Raw genomic sequence first — 21,194 nt, forward strand, 5'->3', positions numbered from 1 at the left:
GGCTATCGCCCCGATAGCGCCGATCAATGGCGGGTCTGTGACGGTGCCGCGCTGCCGCCGCCGGCGAACAGCTGGGCGATGTCGCTGCCGTCGAAGGCATAGCGCTGGTTGCAGAACTGGCAGTCGACGGTGATCTCGCCGCCCAGCTCGCCCAGCAGGCGCTCGGCGTCTTCCTTGCCGAGGCTGACCAAGGCGTTGGCCGAGCGCTCGCGCGAGCAGCTGCAGCGGAACACCAGCGGCTGCGGCTCGAACAGGCGCACCGCTTCCTCGTGGTACAGGCGGTGCAGCAGCGTCTCGTTGTCCAGGCCCAGCAGCTCCTCGGCGTTGAGGGTGTCGGCCAGGGTGGTCAGGTGCTGCCAGCTGGCCTCGCGATCCTCGGCGTCCTTCAGGCGGTCGGCGGGCAGCTGCTGCAGCAGCAGGCCGCGGGCGTGGCGGCCGTCGGCGCCCAGCCAGAAGCGCGTGGGCAACTGCTCGGAGGTGGCGAAGTAGGACGACAGGCAGTCCGCCAGGCAGGCGCCCTCCAGCGGCACTATGCCCTGGTAGCGCTGGCCGTTCTTCGGGTCTACGGTCATGGTGAGCACGCCGTCGGGCATCAGGTCGAGCAGGCCGGCGCTGTCGCGGATGGCCTCGGCGTCGTAGCGGGCCAGGCCACGCACCTCGCGCTCGCTGGAGCACTCCACCATGAGCAGCGGCACGGCGCCGCTGGAGCGCGCCTGCAGCACCAGCAGGCCGTCGAACTTCAGGGTGCCGCACAGCAGCGCCGCGGCGGCGAGCATCTCGCCCAGCAGCTGGGCCACCGGCTGCGGGTAGGGGTGCTTGGCCAGCACTTCGGCGAAACTGCGTTCGAGCGCCACCATTTCACCGCGAACGTCGGTGTTGTCGAAGAGGAAACGCTGACTTTGATCGATCTGGGACATGCTGGGCACAACGCTGGCTAAGGCACAAATACATGACAAGCTGATGGCAAAGGCCTATAAAGCGCGCTTCGCGACAGCCGCCCGGTTCAGTAAGGGGGAATCGATTCTATGGAGAAAGCTTCGCCGTTCCAAGCCACCTGGTCGTGGCGCCCGTTCATCGCCTGCCACCTGCTGGCCCTGGCCCTGCTGCTGCTCTGGCTATGGACGCCGACCCGCGCCGCCATCGACTTCTTCGATTTCAGCCTGTTCCACGCCCTCAACGCGCCCCTGGCGACCAACGAGACCTGGCGCGATACCTGGGCAGTGGCCAGCACGCGACCGTTCGACGCACTGGTGGCGCTCATCCTGCTCCTGCTGCTGATCCGCGGCGACTGGATCTTCAAGGCCACCCAGGTGCGTGCCGCGACCTTCGGCATGGTGGTGACCATGGTGGTGCTGATGATCGTCCGCACCCTCTATGCCAAGATCGCCCACCACCTGGGCTGGCAGCACGCCAGCATTTCCGCCATCGCCCCGGACGCCGTGCGCCTGGAAGACTTCTTCCGCAGCTGGCAGGACACCCTCTTCGAGGTGAAGGACGAGTCGGCGCGCAGCTTCCCCGGCGACCACGCCTCGGTGCTGCTGGTGTGGGCGCTGTTCCTCAGCCTGTTCGCCCGCAACGCCGTGCAGTGGCTGGTGGTCTGGGCCCTGGCCCTGCTGTTCATGCTGCCGCGCCTGGTGGCCGGCGCCCACTGGGGCCAGGACGACTATATAGGCGGCGTGCAGATGGCCCTGCTGGCCCTGGCCTGGAGCTGCTTCACCCCCTTCGCCGCCTGGGCCAGCGCCGCCCTGGTGCGCCTGACCGAGCCGCTGTTCGCGCAACTGGCGAAGGTGCCGCTGCTCAACCGCCTGAGCGTGATCGCCGCCTGAGGCGCCCTCCGGAACCCCCGCCACGGCGGGGGTTTCCGTTATTCCTGGTCGTCGAGGAAGTGCAGCAGCTGGCGGCGCTGCTTCTTGCTCGGCCGGCCGTCGGTCTGCACGCCCAGGGCGCCGGCCTTGCGCAGGGCCGCGGCTTCCTCGCGGCGCTTCAGGCTCTCGGCGGTTTCCTCGTAGAGCAGTTGGGCGTCCGGCGCGCCACGGCGCACGCCCGACAGCGCCTTGACCACCACCGTGCGCTCGTCGAACCCCGTGCGCAGCACGTACTCCTCGCCGACCTTCGGCTCCTTGCTCGGCTTGCAGCGCTCGCCCCGGCAATGCACCTTGCCGCCCTCGATGGCCGCCTTGGCCAGGCCGCGGGTCTTGTAGAAGCGCGCTGCCCACAGCCACTTGTCCAGGCGTACCCTGTCGTCGTCTTTCTCGCTCACGGCCTCATCCACACGTCTGCAACCTGGCCAGTCTACCCTCGGCCCGGCGTTCCCGGCAGGCCCCTGGCGGGCGCCGATGGCCCTGCTAGAATGCCGCAAAACCCTGGGACGGCTCCTTTTGAAGACCTTCGACCACCTGTCAGTGATCGGCCTGCGCGAATGGATCGGCCTTCCCGACCTGGGCATCGTCGGCCTGCGCGCGAAGATCGACACCGGCGCCAGCACCTCCAGCCTGCACGCCAGCGACATCGTCACCTTCCACCGTGACGGCCGCGACTGGGTGCGCTTCACCGCCCACCTGGGCACCCAGGTGCAGCGCCGCCACCGCTGCGAGGCGCCGCTGGTGACGATGAAGACCATCCGCAGCTCCAACGGCCAGGCCCAGACCCGCTATGTGATCCGCACCACCCTGGCCCTGGGCGACCGCGCCTGGCCGGTGGAATTCACCCTGGCCTGCCGCAAGACCATGCGCTACCGCGTGCTGCTGGGCTCCAAGGCGCTGGTCCAGGGCCAGCTGGTGGTCAACCCGGCGCTGACCTACGTCCAGGACAAACCCCTCATCATGGTTACCCCCGCCCTTTCAGGTGCCCAATGAAAATCGCCGTGCTGTCGCGCAATCCGCGCCTGTATTCCACCCGTCGGCTGGTGGAGGCCGGGCAACAACGCGGGCATGAGATGGTGGTGATAGACACCCTGCGTGCCTACATGAACATCGCCAGCCACAAGCCGCAGATCCACTACCGCGGCCAGCCGCTGGAAGGCTTCGACGCGGTGATCCCGCGCATCGGCGCATCGGTCACCTTCTACGGCTGCGCGGTGCTGCGCCAGTTCGAGATGATGGGCGTGTTCCCGCTCAACGAGTCGGTGGCCATCGCCCGCTCCCGCGACAAGCTGCGCTCGCTGCAGCTGCTCTCGCGCAAGGGCATCGGCCTGCCGATAACCGGCTTCGCCCACTCCCCGGACGACGTGCCGGACCTGATCCAGATGGTCGGCGGCGCGCCCCTGGTGATCAAGCTGCTGGAGGGCACCCAGGGCGTCGGCGTGGTGCTGGCCGAGACGCAGAAGGCGGCCGAATCGGTGCTGGAAGCCTTCATGGGGCTCAAGCACAACATCATGGTGCAGGAATACATAAAGGAAGCCGGCGGCGCCGACATCCGCTGCTTCGTGGTGGGCGACAAGGTGATCGCCTCGATGAAGCGCCAGGCCGCCCCCGGCGAGTTCCGCTCCAACCTGCACCGCGGCGGCAGCGCCAGCCTGATCAAGATCACCCCCGAGGAACGCATGACGGCGATCCGCGCGGCGCGGATCATGGGCCTGAAGGTGGCCGGTGTCGACATCCTGCGCTCGCACCACGGCGCGCTGGTGATGGAGGTGAACTCCTCGCCGGGCCTGGAAGGCATCGAGACCACCACCGGCAAGGACATCGCCGGGGTGATCATCGAGTACCTGGAGAAGAACGCCGGGCCGCATATGGTCAGAACCAAGGGCAAGGGGTGAGCCGGGCGGCCACCTCACCACCTACGCCGTTTTCTGGGTTATTCCCCTTCGGGCCAGCACAAGCGTTGTTCGCGATGGAGCCGCGTCCCGCGTTCGCGGGAATGACGGGGTTTGAGGATGGTGCCAGCCTTCCAGGCCACTCCGAACGGCCCCCTCTCCCTTCAGGGCGGGGCGCGCAGCCGAGGGCTGGGGAGAGGGTACGGAGGTGACCTCATTCACCGCTGTGACCGGGAAACTCCGTTCGCGAGCAAGCTCGCTCCTACAATGTCGTTCGTCACGCCGTCCCGGATTTCGTTTATGCCCAAATCCCCCCGCCCCTCCGACCTGACCTGGTCCCCCTTCGAAGGCCGCGTCGCCCTGGTCGCCCCGGCATCCTCCATCGCCGAGGAGGTCTTCGAGGCCACCCTGCGCCAACTGGAGGTGCTGGGCATCGACTACCACCTGGGCGAGCACGCCGAAGCCCGCTACCGCTACCTGGCCGGCACCCTTGAGCAGCGCCTGGAGGACTTCCACCGGGCCTTCGAGCTGCCAGACGTCAGCGCCGTCTGGTGCCTGCGCGGCGGCTACGGCTGCGCGCAGCTGGTGCCCGGGCTGAATTGGGCGCGGCTGAGGGCGGCCTCGCCGCGGCCGCTGATCGGCTTCTCCGACATCTCCATCCTGCTCAGCGCCTTCCACCGCCACGGCCTGCCGGCGATCCACGGCCCGGTGGCCAGCGCCCTCGGCCTGCAGCCGCTGAGCGCCCCCAGCGAACAGCGCGAGCGCCTGGCCTCGCTGGCCTCGGTCAGCCGCCTGCTGGCCGGCGAGGACGACCACCTGCCCTGCGCCCACCTGGGCGGCCCGAAGAAAACCGTCGAAGGCGAGCTGATCGGCGGCAACCTCACCGCCCTGGCCAGCACCGCCGGCACCGTCGCCGCGCTGCACGCCCCGGCCGGCGCCATCCTGGTGCTGGAGGACGTGGGCGAGCCCTACTACCGCCTGGAGCGCAGCCTCTGGCAACTGCTCAACAGCATCGACGCGGCAAGCCTGGGCGCGGTGGTGCTGGGCACCTTCACCGACTGCCCGCGCAAGAACGTGGCGCACAGCCTGGAAGAGATTTTCGTGGAGTACCTGAAGCCGCTGGGGGTGCCGCTGTACCACGGGCTGCCGAGCGGGCATGGGGCGCAGAATAGGGCTTGGCCTTATGGGAAGGTGGGGCGGTTGGGGGTGAAGGGGTTGGAGTGGTAGAGCCTGCGTCAGGCTCAACAGATCGCGGACGGTGCTTGCTCGAGACTCTGGTGCTGAATTCGAGAGCGCCCTCTCCCTAACCCTCTCCCTGAAGGGAGAGGGGACCGTTCGGAGCGCTCTGATATTTCGGCGTTAGCCGGCCAGCACAGAGATTACCGACTAAAACCACCCCCTCTCTCGGCACGGACTAGCCCCAACGGCGGATAACGCTGGCGCGTTATCCGCCCTACGTAGCGCCCCCTGTAGGAGCGCGCCCTGCGCGCGAATCGCGGGCAGGGCCCGCTCCTACACCCGCCGGGGATACCGCGGCTCAGGAAGCCCCGCGCGGCAGCATCAGCCCCAGCGGTAGGCACACCCGTGCCTCCACCCCGCCGCCCTCGCGGTTGCGCAGTTCCACGCTGCCGCCGTGCTGCGCGGCGATGCGCTTGACGATGGCCAGGCCCAGGCCGGTGCCCTTGCCGCCGCGCGCCTTGTCGCCGCGGATGAAGGGGTTGAAGATGCTGTCCAGCTCCTGCGGGTCGATGCCGGCGCCGCGGTCCAGCACGCTCAGCACCACGTAGGGCGCGCCGTCGCCGCCGGCCAGGTGGCTGGCCACCTCGACGTTGCCGCCGCCGTGGTTGAGGGCGTTGCCGATCAGGTTGCCCAGCAGGCGCTTCATCGACACCCGCCGCAGCGGGAACGGCGGCAGCGGCTGCAGGCTCAGGCGCACGTGCTCCTCGCCCTGGTTGTAGGGCGCCACCACTTCGCGGGTCAGCTCGTTGAGGTCGCCCGCCTCCACCGGCTCGTCGCGGCCGTCGCGGATGAAGGCGAGGAACTGGTCGAGAATCTGGTCCATGTCCTCGATGTCACGCACCATGTCCTCGACCATCTCGCGCTCGGTCTCGGGCATCAGCTCCAGCGACAGGCGCAGGCGCGTCAGCGGCGTGCGCAGGTCGTGGGACACCCCCGCCAGCATCAGCTCGCGCTCGCGCGCGGCCTGCTCGACGTCGTCGGCCATCTGGTTGAAGGCGCGGTACACCTCGGCCATCTCGCTGGGGGTGTCCTGCCCCAGCGGCAGGCGCACGCTGCGACCCTTACCGAACTCCCGCGAGGCCACCACCAGGCGCTTGAGCGGCTGGCCGAGCAGGCGCACGAAAATCCAGGCCGCCGCCGTGGACAGCAGGCCGATGCCGAGGAACCAGCCCAGCACGCTCCAGATCTGCTGGCCGCGCAGCGGGTGCGGGTACAGCGGCACACCCAGCCAGCCGTCGCCCAGGTTGGGCGCGTGGACCCAGAGCATCGACGGGTGGTGGATGCGCAGGCGCGTCTCGGTGTCCGGGCCCAGCTCGGTGCGCATCTGCCGCTGGAAGATGCCGCTGTAGGGCCAGTGCTGCTCTTCCGGCTGGCCGTTCTCGTGGGGCACCCAGGCCAGCCCGGCGGACCTGGCGATGGCCTCGCGCGAGCGCTCGTCGGCGGCCCAGTAGGCGCGCACGGTGAGGGCCGCGCCGTGGCTGTACTGGCGGTCGACCAGCATGTCCTCGTTCATCAGCAGGTAGACCAGCGTCAGCGCCTTGGAGAAGAGCACGACGATGAGCACCAGCCAGAGGGTGCGGGCGAAGAAGCTTTGCGGGAACCAGGGCGGGGTTTTCAAGATGAACTACCAGAAAGCACGGAGCGTAGGAGCGAGCTTGCTCGCGAACCAAATCCGCAGCGGGGCTGGTTCGCGAGCAAGCTCGCTCCTACAGGAGGATCATTTGCGGGCATTACCGTCCGGCACGAACACGTAGCCCACGCCCCACACCGTCTGGATGTAGCGCGGCTTGGACGGGTCGGGCTCGATCAGCCGGCGCAGGCGCGAGATCTGCACGTCGATGGAGCGCTCCAGGGCGTCCCACTCGCGGCCGCGGGCCAGGTTCATCAGCTTGTCGCGGGTCAGCGGCTCGCGGGCGTGCTGCACCAGCGCCTTGAGCACGGCGAACTCGCCGGTGGTGAGCATGTGCACCTCGCCGCCGTTCTTCTTCAGCTCGCGGGTGGCCAGGTACAGCTCGTAGTCGCCGAAGGTGACCACCTCGTCCTCGCCGGCCGGGGCGCCCGGCACCAGCGGCGCCTGGCGGCGCAGCACGGCCTTGATCCGCGCCAGCAGCTCGCGCGGGTTGAACGGCTTGGCCAGGTAGTCGTCGGCGCCCAGTTCCAGGCCCTGGATGCGGCTGGACTCGTCGCCCTTGGCGGTGAGCATGATGATCGGGATCTGGTTGTTCGCCTCGCGCAGGCGCTTGCACGCCGACAGGCCATCCTCGCCGGGCATCATCAGGTCCAGCACCACCAGCTGGAACAGCTCGCGGGCCAGCAGGCGGTCCATCTGCTCGGTGTTCTCCACGGCGCGCACGCGGTAGCCCTGTTCGTCGAGGAAGCGCTCCAGCAGGCGGCGCAGGCGGGCGTCGTCGTCGACGATGAGGATCTTTTCACCTTCGGGCAGGGTGGACGGGTTCGACATAGAAACTCCAGGTTCGGGTCAGGCCGGCAATTATCGCCCAGCCTCGGTTGGCCACGAATTGTCCATTGTTAGCAGATTTTTCCCCGACCGACCGCCCTCCCGCTCAATTTAGCCTGGGTATAATGCGGCGCTTTTGCGGCGGGGCGTTGTCATAGACGCCTGCCGGACGCCCGAGCGAGCCGGCCGGCGCTAGCGCCACACCCCGTATTCTCGTTGGTTTCACCAGGTGGATTCATGGACAGCATCAACACCCGTATCGCCGAAGAGCTCTCCGCACTGCCCTCCGGCCGTGTTCAACCGCAGCAGGTGGCCGCCGCCGTGGCCCTGCTGGACGAAGGCAGCACTGTCCCCTTCATCGCCCGTTACCGCAAAGAAGTGACCGGCAGCCTCGACGACACCCAGCTGCGCCTGCTCGAAGAGCGCCTGCGCTACCTGCGCGAGCTGGAAGAGCGCCGCGGCGCCATCCTCGCCAGCATCGAGGAGCAGGGCAAGCTGACCCCCGAGCTGGCCCGCGAGATCAAGCTGGCCGACACCAAGACGCGCCTGGAAGACCTCTACCTGCCGTACAAGCAGAAGCGCCGCACCAAGGGCCAGATCGCCCTGGAAGCCGGCCTGGGCGAGCTGGCCGATGCGCTGTTCAATGACCCGAGCCTGACCCCGGAAACCGAAGCCGCGCGCTTCGTCGACGCCGAGAAAGGCTTCGCCGACACCAAGGCCGTGCTCGAAGGCGCCAAGTACATCCTCATGGAGCGCTTCGCCGAGGACGCCACCCTGCTCGACCGCCTGCGCGTGTTCCTCAAGGACAACGCCACCCTCACCGCCCGCCTGGTGCCGGGCAAGGAAACCGAGGGCGCCAAGTTCAGCGACTACTTCGAGCACGACGAACCCTTCAAGGGCGCGCCGTCGCACCGCGCCCTGGCGATCTTCCGCGGGCGCAACGAAGGCGTGCTCAGCGTGGCGCTGAAGGTCGGCGAGGAACTGCCGGGCACCGCGCACCCCTGCGAAGTGATGATCGGCGAGCGCTTCGGTATCTCCAACCAGGGCCGCGCCGCCGACAAGTGGCTGGCCGAGGTGGTGCGCTGGACCTGGAAGGTCAAGCTCTACACCCACCTGGAGACCGACCTGCTCGGCGAGCTGCGCGAAGGCGCCGACCTTGAAGCCATCAACGTCTTCGCCCGCAACCTGCACGACCTGCTGCTGGCCGCCCCGGCCGGCCCGCGCGCCACCCTGGGCCTGGACCCGGGCCTGCGCACCGGCGTCAAGGTGGCCGTGGTCGACGCCACCGGCAAGCTGCTGGACACCGCCACCGTCTACCCGCACGTACCGAAGAACCAGTGGGACCAGACCATCGCCGTGCTCGCCGCGCTCTGCGCCAAGCACCAGGTGGAGCTGATCGCCATCGGCAACGGCACCGCCAGCCGCGAGACCGACAAGCTGGCCGCCGAGCTGATCAAGAAATACCCGGCGCTCAAGTGCACCAAGATCATGGTCAGCGAGGCCGGCGCCTCGGTGTACTCGGCCTCCGAACTGGCCGCCAGGGAATTCCCGGACCTCGACGTGTCGCTGCGCGGCGCCGTCTCCATCGCCCGCCGCCTGCAGGACCCGCTGGCCGAGTTGGTGAAGATCGAGCCCAAGTCCATCGGCGTCGGCCAGTACCAGCACGACGTCTCGCAGCTGCAGCTGGCGCGCAGCCTGGACGCGGTGGTGGAAGACTGCGTGAACGCCGTGGGCGTGGACGTCAACACCGCCTCCGCCGCGCTGCTGGCGCGCATTTCCGGCCTCAACAGCACTCTGGCGCAGAACATAGTGGCGCACCGCGACGCCAATGGCGCTTTCCGCACCCGCGACGAACTGAAGAAAGTCAGCCGCCTCGGCGAGAAGACCTTCGAGCAGGCCGCCGGCTTCCTCCGCGTGATGAACGGCGACAACCCGCTGGACGCCTCGGCGGTGCACCCGGAGACCTACCCGCTGGTGCAGCGCATCGCCGCCGACACCGGCCGCGACATCCGCTCGCTGATCGGCGACTCGGGCTTCCTCAAGCGCCTGGAGCCGAAGAAGTTCACCGACGAGCAGTTCGGCCTGCCCACCGTCACCGACATCCTCAAGGAACTCGACAAGCCCGGCCGCGACCCGCGCCCGGAGTTCAAGACCGCCGAGTTCCAGGACGGCGTCGAGAGCCTCAAGGACCTCAAGCCGGGCATGGTGCTCGAAGGCGTGGTGACCAACGTCACCAACTTCGGCGCCTTCGTCGACATCGGCGTGCACCAGGACGGCCTGGTGCACATCTCGGCGCTGTCGGAGAAGTTCGTCAAGGACCCGTACGAAGTGGTCAAGGCCGGTGACATCGTCAAGGTGAAGGTCATGGAAGTGGACATCCCGCGCAACCGCGTCGGCCTGTCCATGCGCATGGGCGACACCCCTGGCGAGAAGGTCGAAGGCCCGCGCGGCGGCAACCGCGGCAACGGCGGCCAGCGTGGCGAGCGCAGCGCACCGCGGCAGCAGGAGAAGGCCCCGGCGAACAACGCCATGGCCGCCCTGTTCGCCAACGCCAAGCAATTGAAGAAGAAGTAAGGAAAACCCATGAGCGAGATGCCCGGCCGCGACCGGATGATCAGCGCCTTCAGCGAGAACATCGGCCTCGAGCCGGTGCGCCTGGGCGACGGCGAGGCCGAAGTGAGCCTGAAGATGGCCGAGCACCTGCGCAACCGCGGCAATGTGATGCATGGTGGGGCGATCTTCTCGCTGATGGACGTGACCATGGGCCTGGCCTGCTCCAGCGCCCATGGCTTCGACCGCCAGAGCGTCACCCTGGAATGCAAGATCAACTACATACGCGCCGTCGCCGAAGGCGAGGTCCGCTGCGTGGCCAGGGTCCTGCACGCCGGGCGCCGCTCGCTGGTGGTGGAGGCGGACGTGCTCCAGGGCGACAAGCTGGTCGCCAAGGGACAAGGCACCTTCGCCCAGCTGTAAGCCCGGGCCCCTTTCCTGCACTATCCTGACCACCGGAGCCCGCGCCGCGCGCGGGCTCCGGCCGGTCGCAGCCCGCCAGGCGACAACGCCGGCCGCCCACCCCCTTGTAGACCGCCCGGTCCACCCCCATAGTGGGGCGACTGCCGCGTGAAGGACATCAAATTGAGCGACCTACTCTCCCGCCGCCTGGCGCTGCTCGGCGACGCTGCCAACCTGCCCCTGCTCAGCCAGTGTCTGCACGGCATCGAGCGCGAGTGCCTGCGGGTCGACGCCGACGGCCGGCTGGCCCTGACCCCGCACCCGCGCGCCCTGGGCTCGGCCCTGACCAACCCGCAGATCACCACCGACTATTCCGAGGCGCTGCTGGAGTTCATCACCCCCACCAGCACCGGCGTCGAGCAGACCCTGGCGTCCCTGGAGAGCATCCACCGCTTCGCCAGCCAGCGCCTTGGCGGCGAGCTGCTGTGGAGCCCGTCGATGCCCTGCGAGCTGCCCGACGAGGAGAGCATCCCTATCGCGCGCTACGGCAGCTCCAATATCGGCCGCCTCAAGTACGTCTACCGCAAGGGCCTGGCGCTGCGCTACGGCAAGACCATGCAGTGCATCGCCGGCATCCACTACAACTTCTCCCTGCCCGAGGGCCTCTGGCAGCTGCTGCAGCGGCACGAGGACGGCGGCATGGCGCTGCGCGACTTCCAGTCCGCGCACTACATCGCCCTGATCCGCAACTTCCGCCGCTACAGCTGGCTGCTGATGTACCTGTTCGGCGCCTCGCCGGCGCTGGACGCCGGCTTCCTGCGCGGGCGCCCGCACCAGTTGCAGCAGTTCGACGAGCACACCCTGTACCTGCCCTGGGCCACCAGCCTGCGGATGAGCGACCTGGGCTACCAGAACAACGCCCAGGCCGGCCTGACGCCCTGCTACAACGACCTCGACAGCTACGTCGAGAGCCTGCGCAGCGCGGTGGGCACGCCCTACCCGCCCTACCAGAAGGTCGGCACCAAGCAGGACGGCGAGTGGGTGCAGCTGAACACCAACATCCTGCAGATCGAGAACGAGTACTACTCCAGCATCCGCCCGAAACGCGTGACCTACAGCGGCGAGCGGCCGATCCAGGCCCTGGAGTCGCGCGGCGTGCAGTACGTCGAGGCGCGCTGCCTGGACATCAACCCCTTCCTGCCGCTGGGCATCGACGCCGCCGAGGGCCGCTTCCTCGACGCCTTCCTGCTCTACTGCGCGCTGCAGGACAGCCCGCTGCTGGCCGACGGCGAATGCGGCGCGGCCACCAGCAACTTCCTCAAGGTGGTCAAGGAAGGCCGCCGCCCGGGCCTGCACCTGCAGCGCTGCGGGCAGACCGTACCGCTGCAGGTCTGGGCCAGCGAGCTGCTGGAGCGCATCGCGCCCATCGCCGAGCTGCTCGACCGCGCCAGCGGCGGCGACGCCCATGCCCAGAGCCTGATGCAGCAGCGCGAGAAGGTCGCCGATCCGGAGCGCACGCCATCCGCCCAGGTCCTGGCGGAAATGCGCGAGCGCGGCGAGAGCTTCACCGCCTTCGCCCTGCGCAAGAGCCGCGAACACGCCGAAACCCTCGCCCGGCCGCTGCCGGCGGCGGAGCAGGAAGCCTTCGAGGGCATGGCCAGGACCTCGCTGGCCGAACAGGAAGAACTGGAACGCCAGCCGGAAGGGGATTTCGACACCTTCGTGGCGGCCTACCAGGCGAGCATCCTCGGAGTGATCGGCGTTTAAGCCCCGTAGGAGCGGACCTTGTCCGCGATAGCCGGACGTCCCGGCGCGATTCGCGGATAAGATCCGCTCCTACGCCACCCCACCCACGCCATTCCCTGTAGGAGCGGGCCCTGCCCGCGAATCGCGCGCAGGGCGCGCTCCTACAGATTGCCGGGGAGCACGATATTCCTCCCCCGTAGGAGCGGACCTTGTCCGCGATAGCCGGACGTCCCGGCGCGATTCGCGGATAAGATCCGCTCCTACGCCGCCCCACCCACGCCATTCCCTGTAGGAGCGCGCCCTGCGCGCGATTCGCGGGCAGGGCCCGCTCCTACGGTTCCAGGAAAGCACGGTCGTAGGAGGACTCCGTCCGCGATAGCCGGACGTCCCGGCGCGATTCGCGGATAAGATCCGCTCCTACGCCGCCCCACCCGCACCATTCCCTGTAGGAGCGCGCCCTGCGCGCGAAATCGCGGGCAGGGCCCGCTCCTACAGATTGCCGGGGAGCACGATATTCCTCCCCCGTAGGAGCGGACCTTGTCCGCGATAGCCGGATATCCCGGCGCCATTCGCGGATAAGATCCGCTCCTACGCCGCCCCACCCACGCCATTCCCTGTAGGAGCGAGTTTGCTCGCGAACGGATTCCGCAGCGGGTTTCATTCGCGAGCAAGCTCGCTCCTACGAAAGGCAGAGGGGCTGAACTACAGGCTCTTCTCGAACACCTGCGAATTGCGCTGGTAGTTGTACAGCGACGCCCGAGCCGCCGGCAGGCGCTCGACGCTGCTGGGCTGGAAGCCGCGCTCGCGGAACCAGTGGGCGGTGCGGGTGGTGAGCACGTAGAGGGTCTTCACGCCCAGGGCCCGGGCGCGCTTCTCGATGCGTTCCAGCAACTGGTCGCCGCGCCCACCGTGGCGGTACTCCGGGTTCACGGCCAGGCACGCCAGCTCGGCGGCGTCGGAATCGGCGATCGGGTAGAGCGCCGCGCAGGCGATGATCAGGCCCTCGCGCTCGACGATGCTGAACTGCTCGATCTCGCGCTCCAGCACCTCGCGCGAACGGCGCACCAGGATGCCCTGCTCTTCCAGCGGGCGGATCAGCTCCAGCAGGCCGCCGACGTCCTCGATGCCCGCCTCGCGCAGCTGCTCGAACTGCTCCTGGGCCACCAGGGTGCCGTTGCCGGCGCGGGTGAACAGCTCGCTGAGCAGCGCGCCGTCCTCGGTGAAACTGACGATGTGGCTGCGCCGCACCCCGGCGCGGCAGGCCTGGGCGGCGGCGTCGAGCAGTTCTGCCTGGTAGCTGTTGCCCAGGCGCTGCAGGTGCGCCGGCACCTGTTGCGGGCGCAGCTCGCGGACCAGCTTGCCGTCCTCGTCGAGCAGGCCGCGCTCGCCGCCGAACAGGATCAGCTTGTCGGCATCCAGCTCGATGGCCGCGCGCATGGCCACGTCCTCGCAGGCGAGGTTGAAGATTTCCCCGGTGGGCGAATAGCCCAGGGGCGAGAGCAGCACGATGGAGCGCTCGTCGAGCAGGCGGCCGATGCCCTTGCGGTCGATGCGCCGCACCTCGCCGGTATGGTGGTAGTCGATGCCCTCGACCACGCCGATCGGCCGCGCCGTGACCAGGTTGCCCGCGGCCACGCGCAGGCGCGCGCCCTGCATGGGCGAGGCGGCCATGTCCATGGACAGCCGCGCCTCGATGGCGATGCGCAGGCTGCCCACGGCGTCGATCACGCATTCCAGCGTGGGCGCGTCGGTCACCCGCAGGTCGCGGTGGAAACGCGGCGCCAGCCCGCGCGCGGCCAGGCGCGCCTCGATCTGCGGGCGCGAGCCGTGCACCAGCACCAGGCGCACGCCCAGGCTGTGCAGCAGCACTAGGTCGTGGACGATGTTGCCGAAGTTCGGGTCTTCCACGCCCTCGCCGGGCAGCATGACCACGAAGGTACAGTCCCGGTGGGCGTTGATGTAGGGAGAGGCGTGACGTAACCAGGTGACGTAGTCTTGCATTGTCCAGGCAGCCTGTGAGCGGGCGATGAAGGGTTGTCGAGTGCAGTTGGCCGGCAAGCGGCGGGAGCGGCGGTTATCGTCGTCGCATGCACATCGACGGGGTTCTCCTCTTCAGGGCGGTTACAGGCAGTAATGCTGGATCAAGCCGCGCAGCAGTTCCACGGTCGGCGGGATGCGAGCGAGTTCCAGGTGTTCGTCCGGCTGGTGGGCGCAGGCGATGTCGCCGGGGCCCAGGACCAGTGTCTCGCAACCGAGCTGCTGAAGATACGGTGCTTCGGTGCCAAAGGCTACCGCTTCCGCCGAATGCCCGCTCAGGCGCTCGGCCAGGCGCACCAGCTCGCTGTCCGCGGCCTGTTCGAAGGGTGGCACGGCGGGGAACAGCGGCTGGTAGTCCAGGCGCACCGAAAAGCGCTCGGCCACCGGCTGCAGGCGCTCGCCGATGGCCCGGCGCAGGGCTTGCGGGTCCATGCCCGGCAGCGGCCGCAGGTCGAACTCCAGGGCGCACTGGCCGCAGATGCGGTTGGGGTTGTCGCCGCCGTGGATGCAGCCCAGGTTCAGCGTCGGCTGGGGCACGCCGAACTGCGGGTTGTTGAACTCCTTCTGCCACTGCGCGCGCAGCGCCAGCAGCTCGCCGATGGCCGCGTGCATGGCCTCCAGGGCGCTGTGGCCGAGGCTGGGGTCGGAGGAGTGGCCGCTCTGCCCGAGGATGTCGATGCGCTCCATCATCACCCCCTTGTGCAGGCGGATCGGCCGCAGCCCGGTGGGCTCGCCGATCACCGCGGCGCGCCCCAGCGGCCGGCCGGCCTCGGCCAGGGCGCGGGCGCCGGCCATGGAGCTTTCCTCGTCGCAGGTGGCGAGGATCAGCAGCGGCTGGCGCAGGGGCTTCTCCAGCAGCGGCAGCAGCGCCTCGATGGCGATGGCGAAGAAGCCCTTCATGTCGCAGCTGCCCAGGCCGTACCAGCGGCCGTCGCGCTCGTCCAGGCGCAGCGGGTCGCTTTTCCACAGCGACGCGTCGTAGGGCACTGTGTCGGTGTGCCCGGCCAGCACCAGGCCACCGGGGCCGCTGCCCAGGCTCGCCAGCAGGTTGAACTTGCCCGGGGCGATCTCCTGCAGTTCGCAGGCGAAGCCGAGGTCGCCCAGCCAGGTGGCCAGCAGCTCCACCACCGGGCGGTTGGACTGGTCCAGGGCAGCCTGGGTACAGCTCACCGACGGCAGGGCGAGCAACTGGGCGAAACGGTCTTTCAGGCTCGGCAGGGGCATGGGCGTCTCCGGAGGCATCGGTCCCCATCATGGCCCAGGATGGCCGCCAGTTGAACCGCCATCCTTCGCCGGAACAGCGCCGACGCGGTGCTGTCCTGTACACTAACGGGCTTCGACGAGCGCCCCCACGCCAGGCCCTGCGGGCCCGTCTACCCTTTTCCTTCCCGGACTCCGCCATGCAGAAAGAAACCGAAATCAAGCTGCGCGCCAGCCGCGAGACCCTCGAGGCGCTGCGCGACCACCCGCTGCTGAAGAAGCGCAACAAGTCCGGCTGGCAACAGAGCGAGCTGTACAACCAGTACTACGACACCCCCGGCCGCGACCTGGCCCGGGCCAAGGTCGCGCTGCGCCTGCGCCGCGACGGCGAGCAGTTCATCCAGACGCTGAAGAGCCGCGGGCACAGCGTCGCCGGGCTGTCCGAGCGCAACGAATGGGACTGGTACCTGGACAAGCCCGAGCTGGACCTGGGCAAGCTCGACGACAACTGCTGGCCGGCGGCCCTGGCCGACCTGGACAAGGCGCAGCTGGCGCCGATCTTCAGCACCGACTTCACCCGCCAGCGCGCCGAGATCGCCTGGGGCCGCGGCAAGACCCGGGTGGTGATCGAGGCCGCCCTGGACCTGGGCAAGGTGGTGGCCGGGGAGCAGGAAGAGGAAATCTGCGAGCTGGAGCTGGAACTGCGCCAGGGCGAGCCCGCGGCATTGCTGGAACTGGCCGCGGAGCTTGCCGCCGACCTGCCGCTGATGCCCTGCGACATCAGCAAGGCCGAGCGCGGCTACCGGCTGTTCGACCCGGCCAGCTACACGGTGCACCCGGACACCCAGAAGCTGCTGGCGGAAACCCCGCTGGACGGCGCCTTCGCCGCCATCGCCTGGGGGCTGCTGGGCAGCAGCCAGCGCCTGGCCGAGCAGTACCGCTTCAACGGCCACTGGCGCCTGCTGCAGGAATGGCTGCAGCAACTGGTGGACCTGCGCGCCCTGCTCGGCAGCCTCGGCCAGGCCGCGCCGCGCGCCAGTAGCCGCGAGCTGCGCGCCGCGCTGGACGCGCTGATCGGCGACTGGCGCCCGCGCCTGGAACAGGGCGAAGCCGACGAAGCGGTGCGCCAGCAGGCGCCGGAAGCCTTCCGCGCCGAACTCGGCCAGGTCCGCTGGGGCCTGTTCTCGCTGCAGGCCTCGCGCTGGCTGCTGGCCCGCGCCTGGCAGGAAGGCCGCAACGAGCGCGGCAACCGCCAGGGTGCCGCGGCCCTGGGCAAGTGGCTGCCGCGCCTGCTCGCCGAGGAAGCCGAGGGCCTGCCCCTGGCCCGCGCCCAGCAGCAGCCGGAACTGCTGGTCGAGCAGCTTCCGCGCCTGCAGCGCCTGCTGGTCTGGCTGCGCCTGGCCCGCGGCGTGCTCGACCTGCCCGAGGCCGACCGCCTGTACGGTGAACTGGCCAAGCTGGAACTGGTCCTACACCAGCGCGACAGCGCGGGCCTGGATGCCCTGGCGGCCCAGGCCCATACTGTGCTGACCCTCAAGCCCTGGAAGGCAATTTTGAAATAAGCTGCAGGCGGCAGGCGAGAGTTCGCGCCTATGCGCTTGCAGCTTGCAGCTTGCAGCTTGCAGCTTGCAGCTACGACCAACGGGAGTCCGAATGTCCGTCTTCGCTTCGCCCGCCCAGGATCGCTGGCTCGACCTGGCCGATGTACTCCACGAGCTGGTCGCCCAGGGCCGCGTCGCGCAGAGCGACGCCGAGCAGTGCCTGGCGATCCGCCGCAGCGCGGTGAAGAACCAGCAGCACCCCCTGGAATTCCTCGCCGCCCAGCAGGTGCCGGACCTGCGCCACCCCGGCCGCCACCTGGACCTCGACACCCTGGTGCACTGGCTGGCCGAGTATTCCGGCCAGCCCTACCTGCGCATCGACCCGCTGAAGATCGACGTCGCCGCGGTTACCCCGCTGATGTCCTACGCCTTCGCCCAGCGCCACAAGATCCTCGCCGTGGCGGTGGCGCCGGACAGCGTCACCATCGCCAGCGCCCAGCCCTTCGTGCACAGCTGGGAAAGCAACCTGACCCACGTGCTCAAGCGCCCGATCAAGCGCGTGGTGTGCAACCCGCTGGACATCCAGCGCTTCACCACCGAGTTCTACCGCCTGGCCAAGTCGGTCAGCGGCGCCTCCGCCCAGGACATGAAGATCAGCGGCGTGAGCAACTTCGAGCAGTTGCTCAACCTGGGCGCCAGCGACCAGGAGCCGGACGCCAACGACGCGCACATCGTCACCATCGTCGACTGGCTGTTCCAGTACGCCTTCCAGCAGCGCGCCAGCGACATCCACATCGAGCCGCGGCGCGAGCAGGGCACGGTGCGCTTCCGCATCGACGGCGTGCTGCACAACGTCTACCAGTTCCCGCCGCAGGTCACCATGGCGGTGGTCAGCCGCCTGAAGTCGCTGGGGCGGATGAACGTCGCCGAGAAGCGCAAGCCCCAGGACGGCCGGGTGAAGACCAAGACCCCGGACGGCGCCGAGGTGGAGCTGCGCCTGTCGACCCTGCCCACCGCCTTCGGCGAGAAGATGGTGATGCGGATCTTCGACCCCGAGGTGCTGCTCAAGAGCTTCGACCAGCTGGGCTTCTCCCCCGAGGACCTGCGCCGCTGGCAGAGCATGACCAACCAGCCCAACGGCATCATCCTGGTCACCGGCCCCACCGGCTCGGGCAAGACCACCACCCTCTACACCACGCTCAAGCAGCTGGCCACGGACGAGGTGAACGTCTGCACCATCGAGGACCCGATCGAGATGATCGAGCCCTCGTTCAACCAGATGCAGGTACAGCACAACATCGAGCTGACCTTCGCCAGCGGCGTGCGCGCCCTGCTGCGGCAGGACCCGGACATCATCATGGTCGGCGAGATCCGCGACCTGGAGACCGCCGAGATGGCCATCCAGGCGGCGCTGACCGGGCACCTGGTGCTCTCCACCCTGCACACCAACGACGCCCCCACGGCCATCACCCGCCTGCTGGAACTGGGCGTGCCCTACTACCTGATCCGCGCCACCGTGCTCGGCGTCATGGCCCAGCGCCTGGTGCGCACCCTGTGCCCGCACTGCAAGGCACCGCTGGAGCTGGAGGAAAACGACTGGCAGGACCTGACGCGGCCCTGGAACGCCCCGCTGCCCACCGGCGCGCAGCAGGCGGTGGGCTGCCTGGAGTGCCGCGACACCGGCTACCGTGGCCGCGCCGGGGTGTACGAGATCATGCTGCTGACCGACAGCCTGAAGGAACAGATCACCCCCGACACCGACCTCATCCCGCTGCGCCGCCACGCCTTCAAGGAAGGCATGCGCAGCCTGCGCCTGTCCGGCGCGCAGAAGGTCGCCGCGGGCCTGACCACCATCGAGGAAGTGCTGCGGGTGACGCCGCAGAGCGAACAGAAATAGGAAATCTCCGAGCCCGATGGGGCTCGCGGGATGACACGGGAAAGCGTTAGGTTTTCCCGCTGCCCCACCCCTCGTGGGCCGGGGCGCCATGCAGGAAGTCCCAATCGACCAAGGAGTGCACCAGATGGAAACCGGCAGTGTCCTGATTCTCTTCGTCATCCTCGCGCTGGCGATCGTCTTCATGGGCTTCAAGGTGGTCCCCCAGGGCAACGAGTGGACGGTGGAGCGCTTCGGCCGCTACACCGGCACCCTCAAGCCGGGGCTGAACATCATCGTCCCGGTGATGGACCGCGTCGGACAGAAGATCAACATGATGGAGCGGGTGCTGGACATCCCCCCGCAGGAAGCCATCAGCGCCGACAACGCCATCGTGCAGATCGACGCGGTGTGCTTCTACCAGGTGGTCGACGCGGCCCGGGCGGCCTACGAGGTCAGCGGCCTGGAGAACGCCATCCGCAACCTGGTGATGACCAACATCCGCACCGTGCTCGGCTCCATGGAGCTGGACCACATGCTCAGCCAGCGCGACGCCATCAACGAGCGCCTGCTGCGCACCGTCGACGAGGCCACCGCACCCTGGGGCCTGAAGGTCACCCGCATCGAGATCAAGGACATCAGCCCGCCGGCCGACCTGGTGGAAGCCATGGCCAGCCAGATGAAGGCCGAGCGCCTGAAGCGCGCGCAGATCCTTGACGCCGAGGGCAAGCGCGCCGCGGAAATCCTCACCGCCGAGGGCGAGAAGCAGGCGCAGATCCTCAAGGCCGAGGGCCAGCGCCAGGCCGCCTTCCTCGAGGCCGAGGCCCGCGAGCGCCAGGCCGAGGCCGAGGCGCGGGCGACCCAGGTGGTCTCCGAGGCCATCGCCAGCGGCAACGTGCAGGCGGTGAACTACTTCGTCGCGCAGAAATACGTCGACGCCCTCGGCCAGCTGGCCGCCTCGAACAACAGCAAGATCGTGCTGATGCCCCTGGAGGCCAGCCAGGTGATAGGCGCGGTGGGCGGCATCGGCGAGATCGTCAGGGCCACCTTCGGCGACGGCGCCCCGGGCGCCAAGGGCCGGGGCTGAGGTCATGTGGGACTACCTGCAACACCTGAGCTTCTGGGACTGGCTGGCCTTCGGCACCCTGCTGCTGATCCTCGAGGTGTTCGGCGCCGGCGGCTACCTGCTGTGGATCGGCATCGCCGCGGCGGCCACCGGCGTGCTGGCCTTCTTCGCCCCGGCCCTGGCCTGGACCTGGCAGTTCCTCGCCTTCGGCATCCTGGCGCTGCTCACCGTGGCGTTCTGGTGGCGCTACCAGCACCGCCCGGGCGCCGGCGAAGCCGCCAGCGGCCTGAACCGCCGCGGCAGCGAGCTGGTCGGCCGGCAGTTCGCCCTGCACGACGCCATCATCGGCGGCCGCGGCAAGATCCGCGTCGGCGACAGCCTGTGGCTGGTCAGCGGCCCGGACCTGCCGGCCGGCGCCCAGGTGAAGGTCACCGGGCAGGACGGCGCCGTGCTGCTGGTGGAGCCTGCCTGAGCTGACGCCTCGCCCCACCCCCTGTAGGAGCGGACCTTGTCCGCGATAGCCGGCGCGAATCGCGGATAAGATCCGCTCCTACGCGCCATGCCCACCTCCGGCTCCACCTGTAGGAGCGCGCCCTGCGCGCGAATCGCGGGCAGGGCCCTACGTCCGTGCCTCCTGGAACCGTAGGAGCGGACCTTATCCGCCCTACGGGGAGCCCGGGAGCTTTGTGGTTTCGCCTCGCGCCGGACGGTCCCCTCTCCCGCTTGCGGGGAGGGTTAGGGAGGGGGAGCGGAGCCAGGGTTTGGCAGAAGTGCCAGAGCGAAGTCCGTCCCCTCTCCCCAACCCTCTCCCTGAAGGGAGAGGGGGCTGTCCCGAGCAAGCGGATAACACAGCGTCAGCCGGCAAACTCGTAGGGCAAATAACCGTTCGCGGTTATCCGCCGTTGACCAATGCACCGAGGTTCGACGCAAACGGCGCATAACGCCGTAGGCGTTATGCGCCCTACGAGCTATCGCGAACGCGGAAAACCAGGTTCGCGAGCAAGCTCGCTCCTACGAAGAGCATGCCCGCTCTTGCTCTGGTTTTTTTGGACTTCCAGAGAAACCTCCGCGCGCACCGGAACGCCCCTTCAGAAGGCCGAGCGAAACCGGCGCTCAGGAGGTCATGCGACATGGATGTCGCTAGAGCCCCGATCAGCACAGGGACGTGCTGTCGGGGCGGGCCTCCGTGGCGGGGGAGTTCGTGAGGGTAGCCCGGCTTCATCGGGCCCGTATGCGGGGCAAGCCTTTTTGGTTCCTTTTGTGGCGTTTGACAAAAGGGACTCGCCCGAGGGGCGAAACAAGAAGGTCGGGCAGACTCGGAGCGGCGC

17 protein-coding genes are annotated in these 21,194 nt (G+C 68.8%); 11 read left to right on the forward strand and 6 right to left on the reverse strand.

Annotation, left to right across the window (positions count from 1 at the left end):
• Nucleotides 1-23: 23 nt before the first annotated feature.
• Nucleotides 24-917, reverse strand: coding sequence for an Hsp33 family molecular chaperone HslO (gene hslO, locus PKO50_RS29480; RefSeq protein ID WP_089393867.1), 894 nt, complete (start codon nucleotides 915-917; stop codon nucleotides 24-26).
• A gap of 108 nt (nucleotides 918-1,025) precedes the next feature.
• Here hslO and PKO50_RS29485 point away from each other — a divergent pair, with 108 nt between their 5' ends.
• On the forward strand, nucleotides 1,026-1,826 hold the full coding sequence (locus tag PKO50_RS29485; protein WP_275627998.1) for a phosphatase PAP2 family protein: 801 nt from the start codon (nucleotides 1,026-1,028) through the stop codon (nucleotides 1,824-1,826).
• Nucleotides 1,827-1,864: 38 nt separating this feature from the next.
• Here PKO50_RS29485 and PKO50_RS29490 read toward each other — a convergent pair whose 3' ends face one another.
• Nucleotides 1,865-2,260, reverse strand: a complete 396-nt coding sequence (locus tag PKO50_RS29490) for a S4 domain-containing protein (protein ID WP_275627999.1) — start codon at nucleotides 2,258-2,260, stop codon at nucleotides 1,865-1,867.
• A 118-nt stretch (nucleotides 2,261-2,378) separates the two neighbouring features.
• Between PKO50_RS29490 and PKO50_RS29495 the strand changes: the two genes are divergently transcribed.
• From PKO50_RS29495 to PKO50_RS29505, 3 genes are all read left to right on the forward strand, one after another.
• Nucleotides 2,379-2,855, forward strand: coding sequence for an ATP-dependent zinc protease (locus PKO50_RS29495; RefSeq protein WP_089393864.1), 477 nt, complete (start codon nucleotides 2,379-2,381; stop codon nucleotides 2,853-2,855).
• A complete protein-coding gene (gene rimK, locus PKO50_RS29500) occupies nucleotides 2,852-3,757 on the forward strand; it encodes a 30S ribosomal protein S6--L-glutamate ligase (RefSeq protein ID WP_089393863.1) in 906 nt (301 codons plus the stop codon). Before PKO50_RS29495 ends, rimK begins: the two co-directional genes overlap by 4 nt.
• 297 nt (nucleotides 3,758-4,054) lie before the next feature.
• A complete protein-coding gene (locus tag PKO50_RS29505; RefSeq protein ID WP_275628000.1) occupies nucleotides 4,055-4,981 on the forward strand; it encodes an LD-carboxypeptidase in 927 nt (308 codons plus the stop codon).
• Between the two features lie 310 nt (nucleotides 4,982-5,291).
• Here the strand turns inward: PKO50_RS29505 and PKO50_RS29510 are convergent, their stop codons facing one another.
• Both PKO50_RS29510 and ompR read right to left on the reverse strand, forming a co-directional pair.
• On the reverse strand, nucleotides 5,292-6,611 hold the full coding sequence (locus PKO50_RS29510; protein WP_074978160.1) for an ATP-binding protein: 1,320 nt from the start codon (nucleotides 6,609-6,611) through the stop codon (nucleotides 5,292-5,294).
• A gap of 99 nt (nucleotides 6,612-6,710) precedes the next feature.
• Nucleotides 6,711-7,454, reverse strand: a complete 744-nt coding sequence (gene ompR / locus PKO50_RS29515) for a two-component system response regulator OmpR (RefSeq protein WP_109935050.1) — start codon at nucleotides 7,452-7,454, stop codon at nucleotides 6,711-6,713.
• Between the two features lie 234 nt (nucleotides 7,455-7,688).
• Here ompR and PKO50_RS29520 point away from each other — a divergent pair, with 234 nt between their 5' ends.
• From PKO50_RS29520 to gshA, 3 genes are all read left to right on the forward strand, one after another.
• Nucleotides 7,689-10,025, forward strand: coding sequence for a Tex family protein (locus PKO50_RS29520; protein WP_275628001.1), 2,337 nt, complete (start codon nucleotides 7,689-7,691; stop codon nucleotides 10,023-10,025).
• A 9-nt stretch (nucleotides 10,026-10,034) separates the two neighbouring features.
• Nucleotides 10,035-10,424, forward strand: a complete 390-nt coding sequence (locus PKO50_RS29525) for a PaaI family thioesterase (RefSeq protein WP_089393859.1) — start codon at nucleotides 10,035-10,037, stop codon at nucleotides 10,422-10,424.
• 162 nt (nucleotides 10,425-10,586) lie between these two features.
• Complete coding sequence (gene gshA / locus PKO50_RS29530) at nucleotides 10,587-12,170, forward strand: glutamate--cysteine ligase (protein WP_275628002.1); 1,584 nt, start codon at nucleotides 10,587-10,589, stop codon at nucleotides 12,168-12,170.
• Between the two features lie 681 nt (nucleotides 12,171-12,851).
• Here gshA and argA read toward each other — a convergent pair.
• Together argA and argE are read right to left on the reverse strand one after the other, a co-directional pair.
• Complete coding sequence (argA, locus tag PKO50_RS29535; RefSeq protein WP_275628003.1) at nucleotides 12,852-14,150, reverse strand: amino-acid N-acetyltransferase; 1,299 nt, start codon at nucleotides 14,148-14,150, stop codon at nucleotides 12,852-12,854.
• 120 nt (nucleotides 14,151-14,270) lie between these two features.
• A complete protein-coding gene (argE, locus tag PKO50_RS29540; RefSeq protein WP_109933880.1) occupies nucleotides 14,271-15,410 on the reverse strand; it encodes an acetylornithine deacetylase in 1,140 nt (379 codons plus the stop codon).
• Nucleotides 15,411-15,586: 176 nt separating this feature from the next.
• Here argE and PKO50_RS29545 point away from each other — a divergent pair, with 176 nt between their 5' ends.
• From PKO50_RS29545 to PKO50_RS29560, 4 genes are all read left to right on the forward strand, one after another.
• Nucleotides 15,587-16,948, forward strand: a complete 1,362-nt coding sequence (locus tag PKO50_RS29545; protein WP_275628004.1) for an inorganic triphosphatase — start codon at nucleotides 15,587-15,589, stop codon at nucleotides 16,946-16,948.
• Nucleotides 16,949-17,039: 91 nt separating this feature from the next.
• Nucleotides 17,040-18,824 (forward strand): GspE/PulE family protein, encoded by a 1,785-nt coding sequence (locus PKO50_RS29550; protein ID WP_109933882.1) that lies wholly within the window; start codon nucleotides 17,040-17,042, stop codon nucleotides 18,822-18,824.
• A gap of 124 nt (nucleotides 18,825-18,948) precedes the next feature.
• Nucleotides 18,949-19,887: an SPFH domain-containing protein gene (locus tag PKO50_RS29555; protein ID WP_089393853.1), complete on the forward strand. Its 939-nt coding sequence runs from the start codon at nucleotides 18,949-18,951 to the stop codon at nucleotides 19,885-19,887.
• Nucleotides 19,888-19,891: 4 nt separating this feature from the next.
• Nucleotides 19,892-20,338: an NfeD family protein gene (locus PKO50_RS29560; RefSeq protein WP_109933883.1), complete on the forward strand. Its 447-nt coding sequence runs from the start codon at nucleotides 19,892-19,894 to the stop codon at nucleotides 20,336-20,338.
• Nucleotides 20,339-21,194 lie beyond the last annotated feature (856 nt).

It is taken from the genome of Pseudomonas sp. 273, from assembly GCF_029201425.1.
GTDB classification, from domain to species: Bacteria; Pseudomonadota; Gammaproteobacteria; order Pseudomonadales; family Pseudomonadaceae; genus Pseudomonas; species Pseudomonas delhiensis.

Coding starts and splice junctions, on each gene's coding strand:
- PKO50_RS29545 (WP_275628004.1), top strand. CDS start 15,587: ATGCAGAAAGAAACCGAAATCAAGCTGCGCGCCAGCCGCGAGACCCTC.
- PKO50_RS29555 (WP_089393853.1), top strand. CDS start 18,949: ATGGAAACCGGCAGTGTCCTGATTCTCTTCGTCATCCTCGCGCTGGCG.
- rimK (WP_089393863.1), top strand. CDS start 2,852: ATGAAAATCGCCGTGCTGTCGCGCAATCCGCGCCTGTATTCCACCCGT.
- PKO50_RS29560 (WP_109933883.1), top strand. CDS start 19,892: ATGTGGGACTACCTGCAACACCTGAGCTTCTGGGACTGGCTGGCCTTC.
- hslO (WP_089393867.1), bottom strand. CDS start 917: ATGTCCCAGATCGATCAAAGTCAGCGTTTCCTCTTCGACAACACCGAC.
- PKO50_RS29485 (WP_275627998.1), top strand. CDS start 1,026: ATGGAGAAAGCTTCGCCGTTCCAAGCCACCTGGTCGTGGCGCCCGTTC.
- argE (WP_109933880.1), bottom strand. CDS start 15,410: ATGCCCCTGCCGAGCCTGAAAGACCGTTTCGCCCAGTTGCTCGCCCTG.
- PKO50_RS29550 (WP_109933882.1), top strand. CDS start 17,040: ATGTCCGTCTTCGCTTCGCCCGCCCAGGATCGCTGGCTCGACCTGGCC.
- argA (WP_275628003.1), bottom strand. CDS start 14,150: ATGCAAGACTACGTCACCTGGTTACGTCACGCCTCTCCCTACATCAAC.
- PKO50_RS29520 (WP_275628001.1), top strand. CDS start 7,689: ATGGACAGCATCAACACCCGTATCGCCGAAGAGCTCTCCGCACTGCCC.
- PKO50_RS29505 (WP_275628000.1), top strand. CDS start 4,055: ATGCCCAAATCCCCCCGCCCCTCCGACCTGACCTGGTCCCCCTTCGAA.
- ompR (WP_109935050.1), bottom strand. CDS start 7,454: ATGTCGAACCCGTCCACCCTGCCCGAAGGTGAAAAGATCCTCATCGTC.
- PKO50_RS29525 (WP_089393859.1), top strand. CDS start 10,035: ATGAGCGAGATGCCCGGCCGCGACCGGATGATCAGCGCCTTCAGCGAG.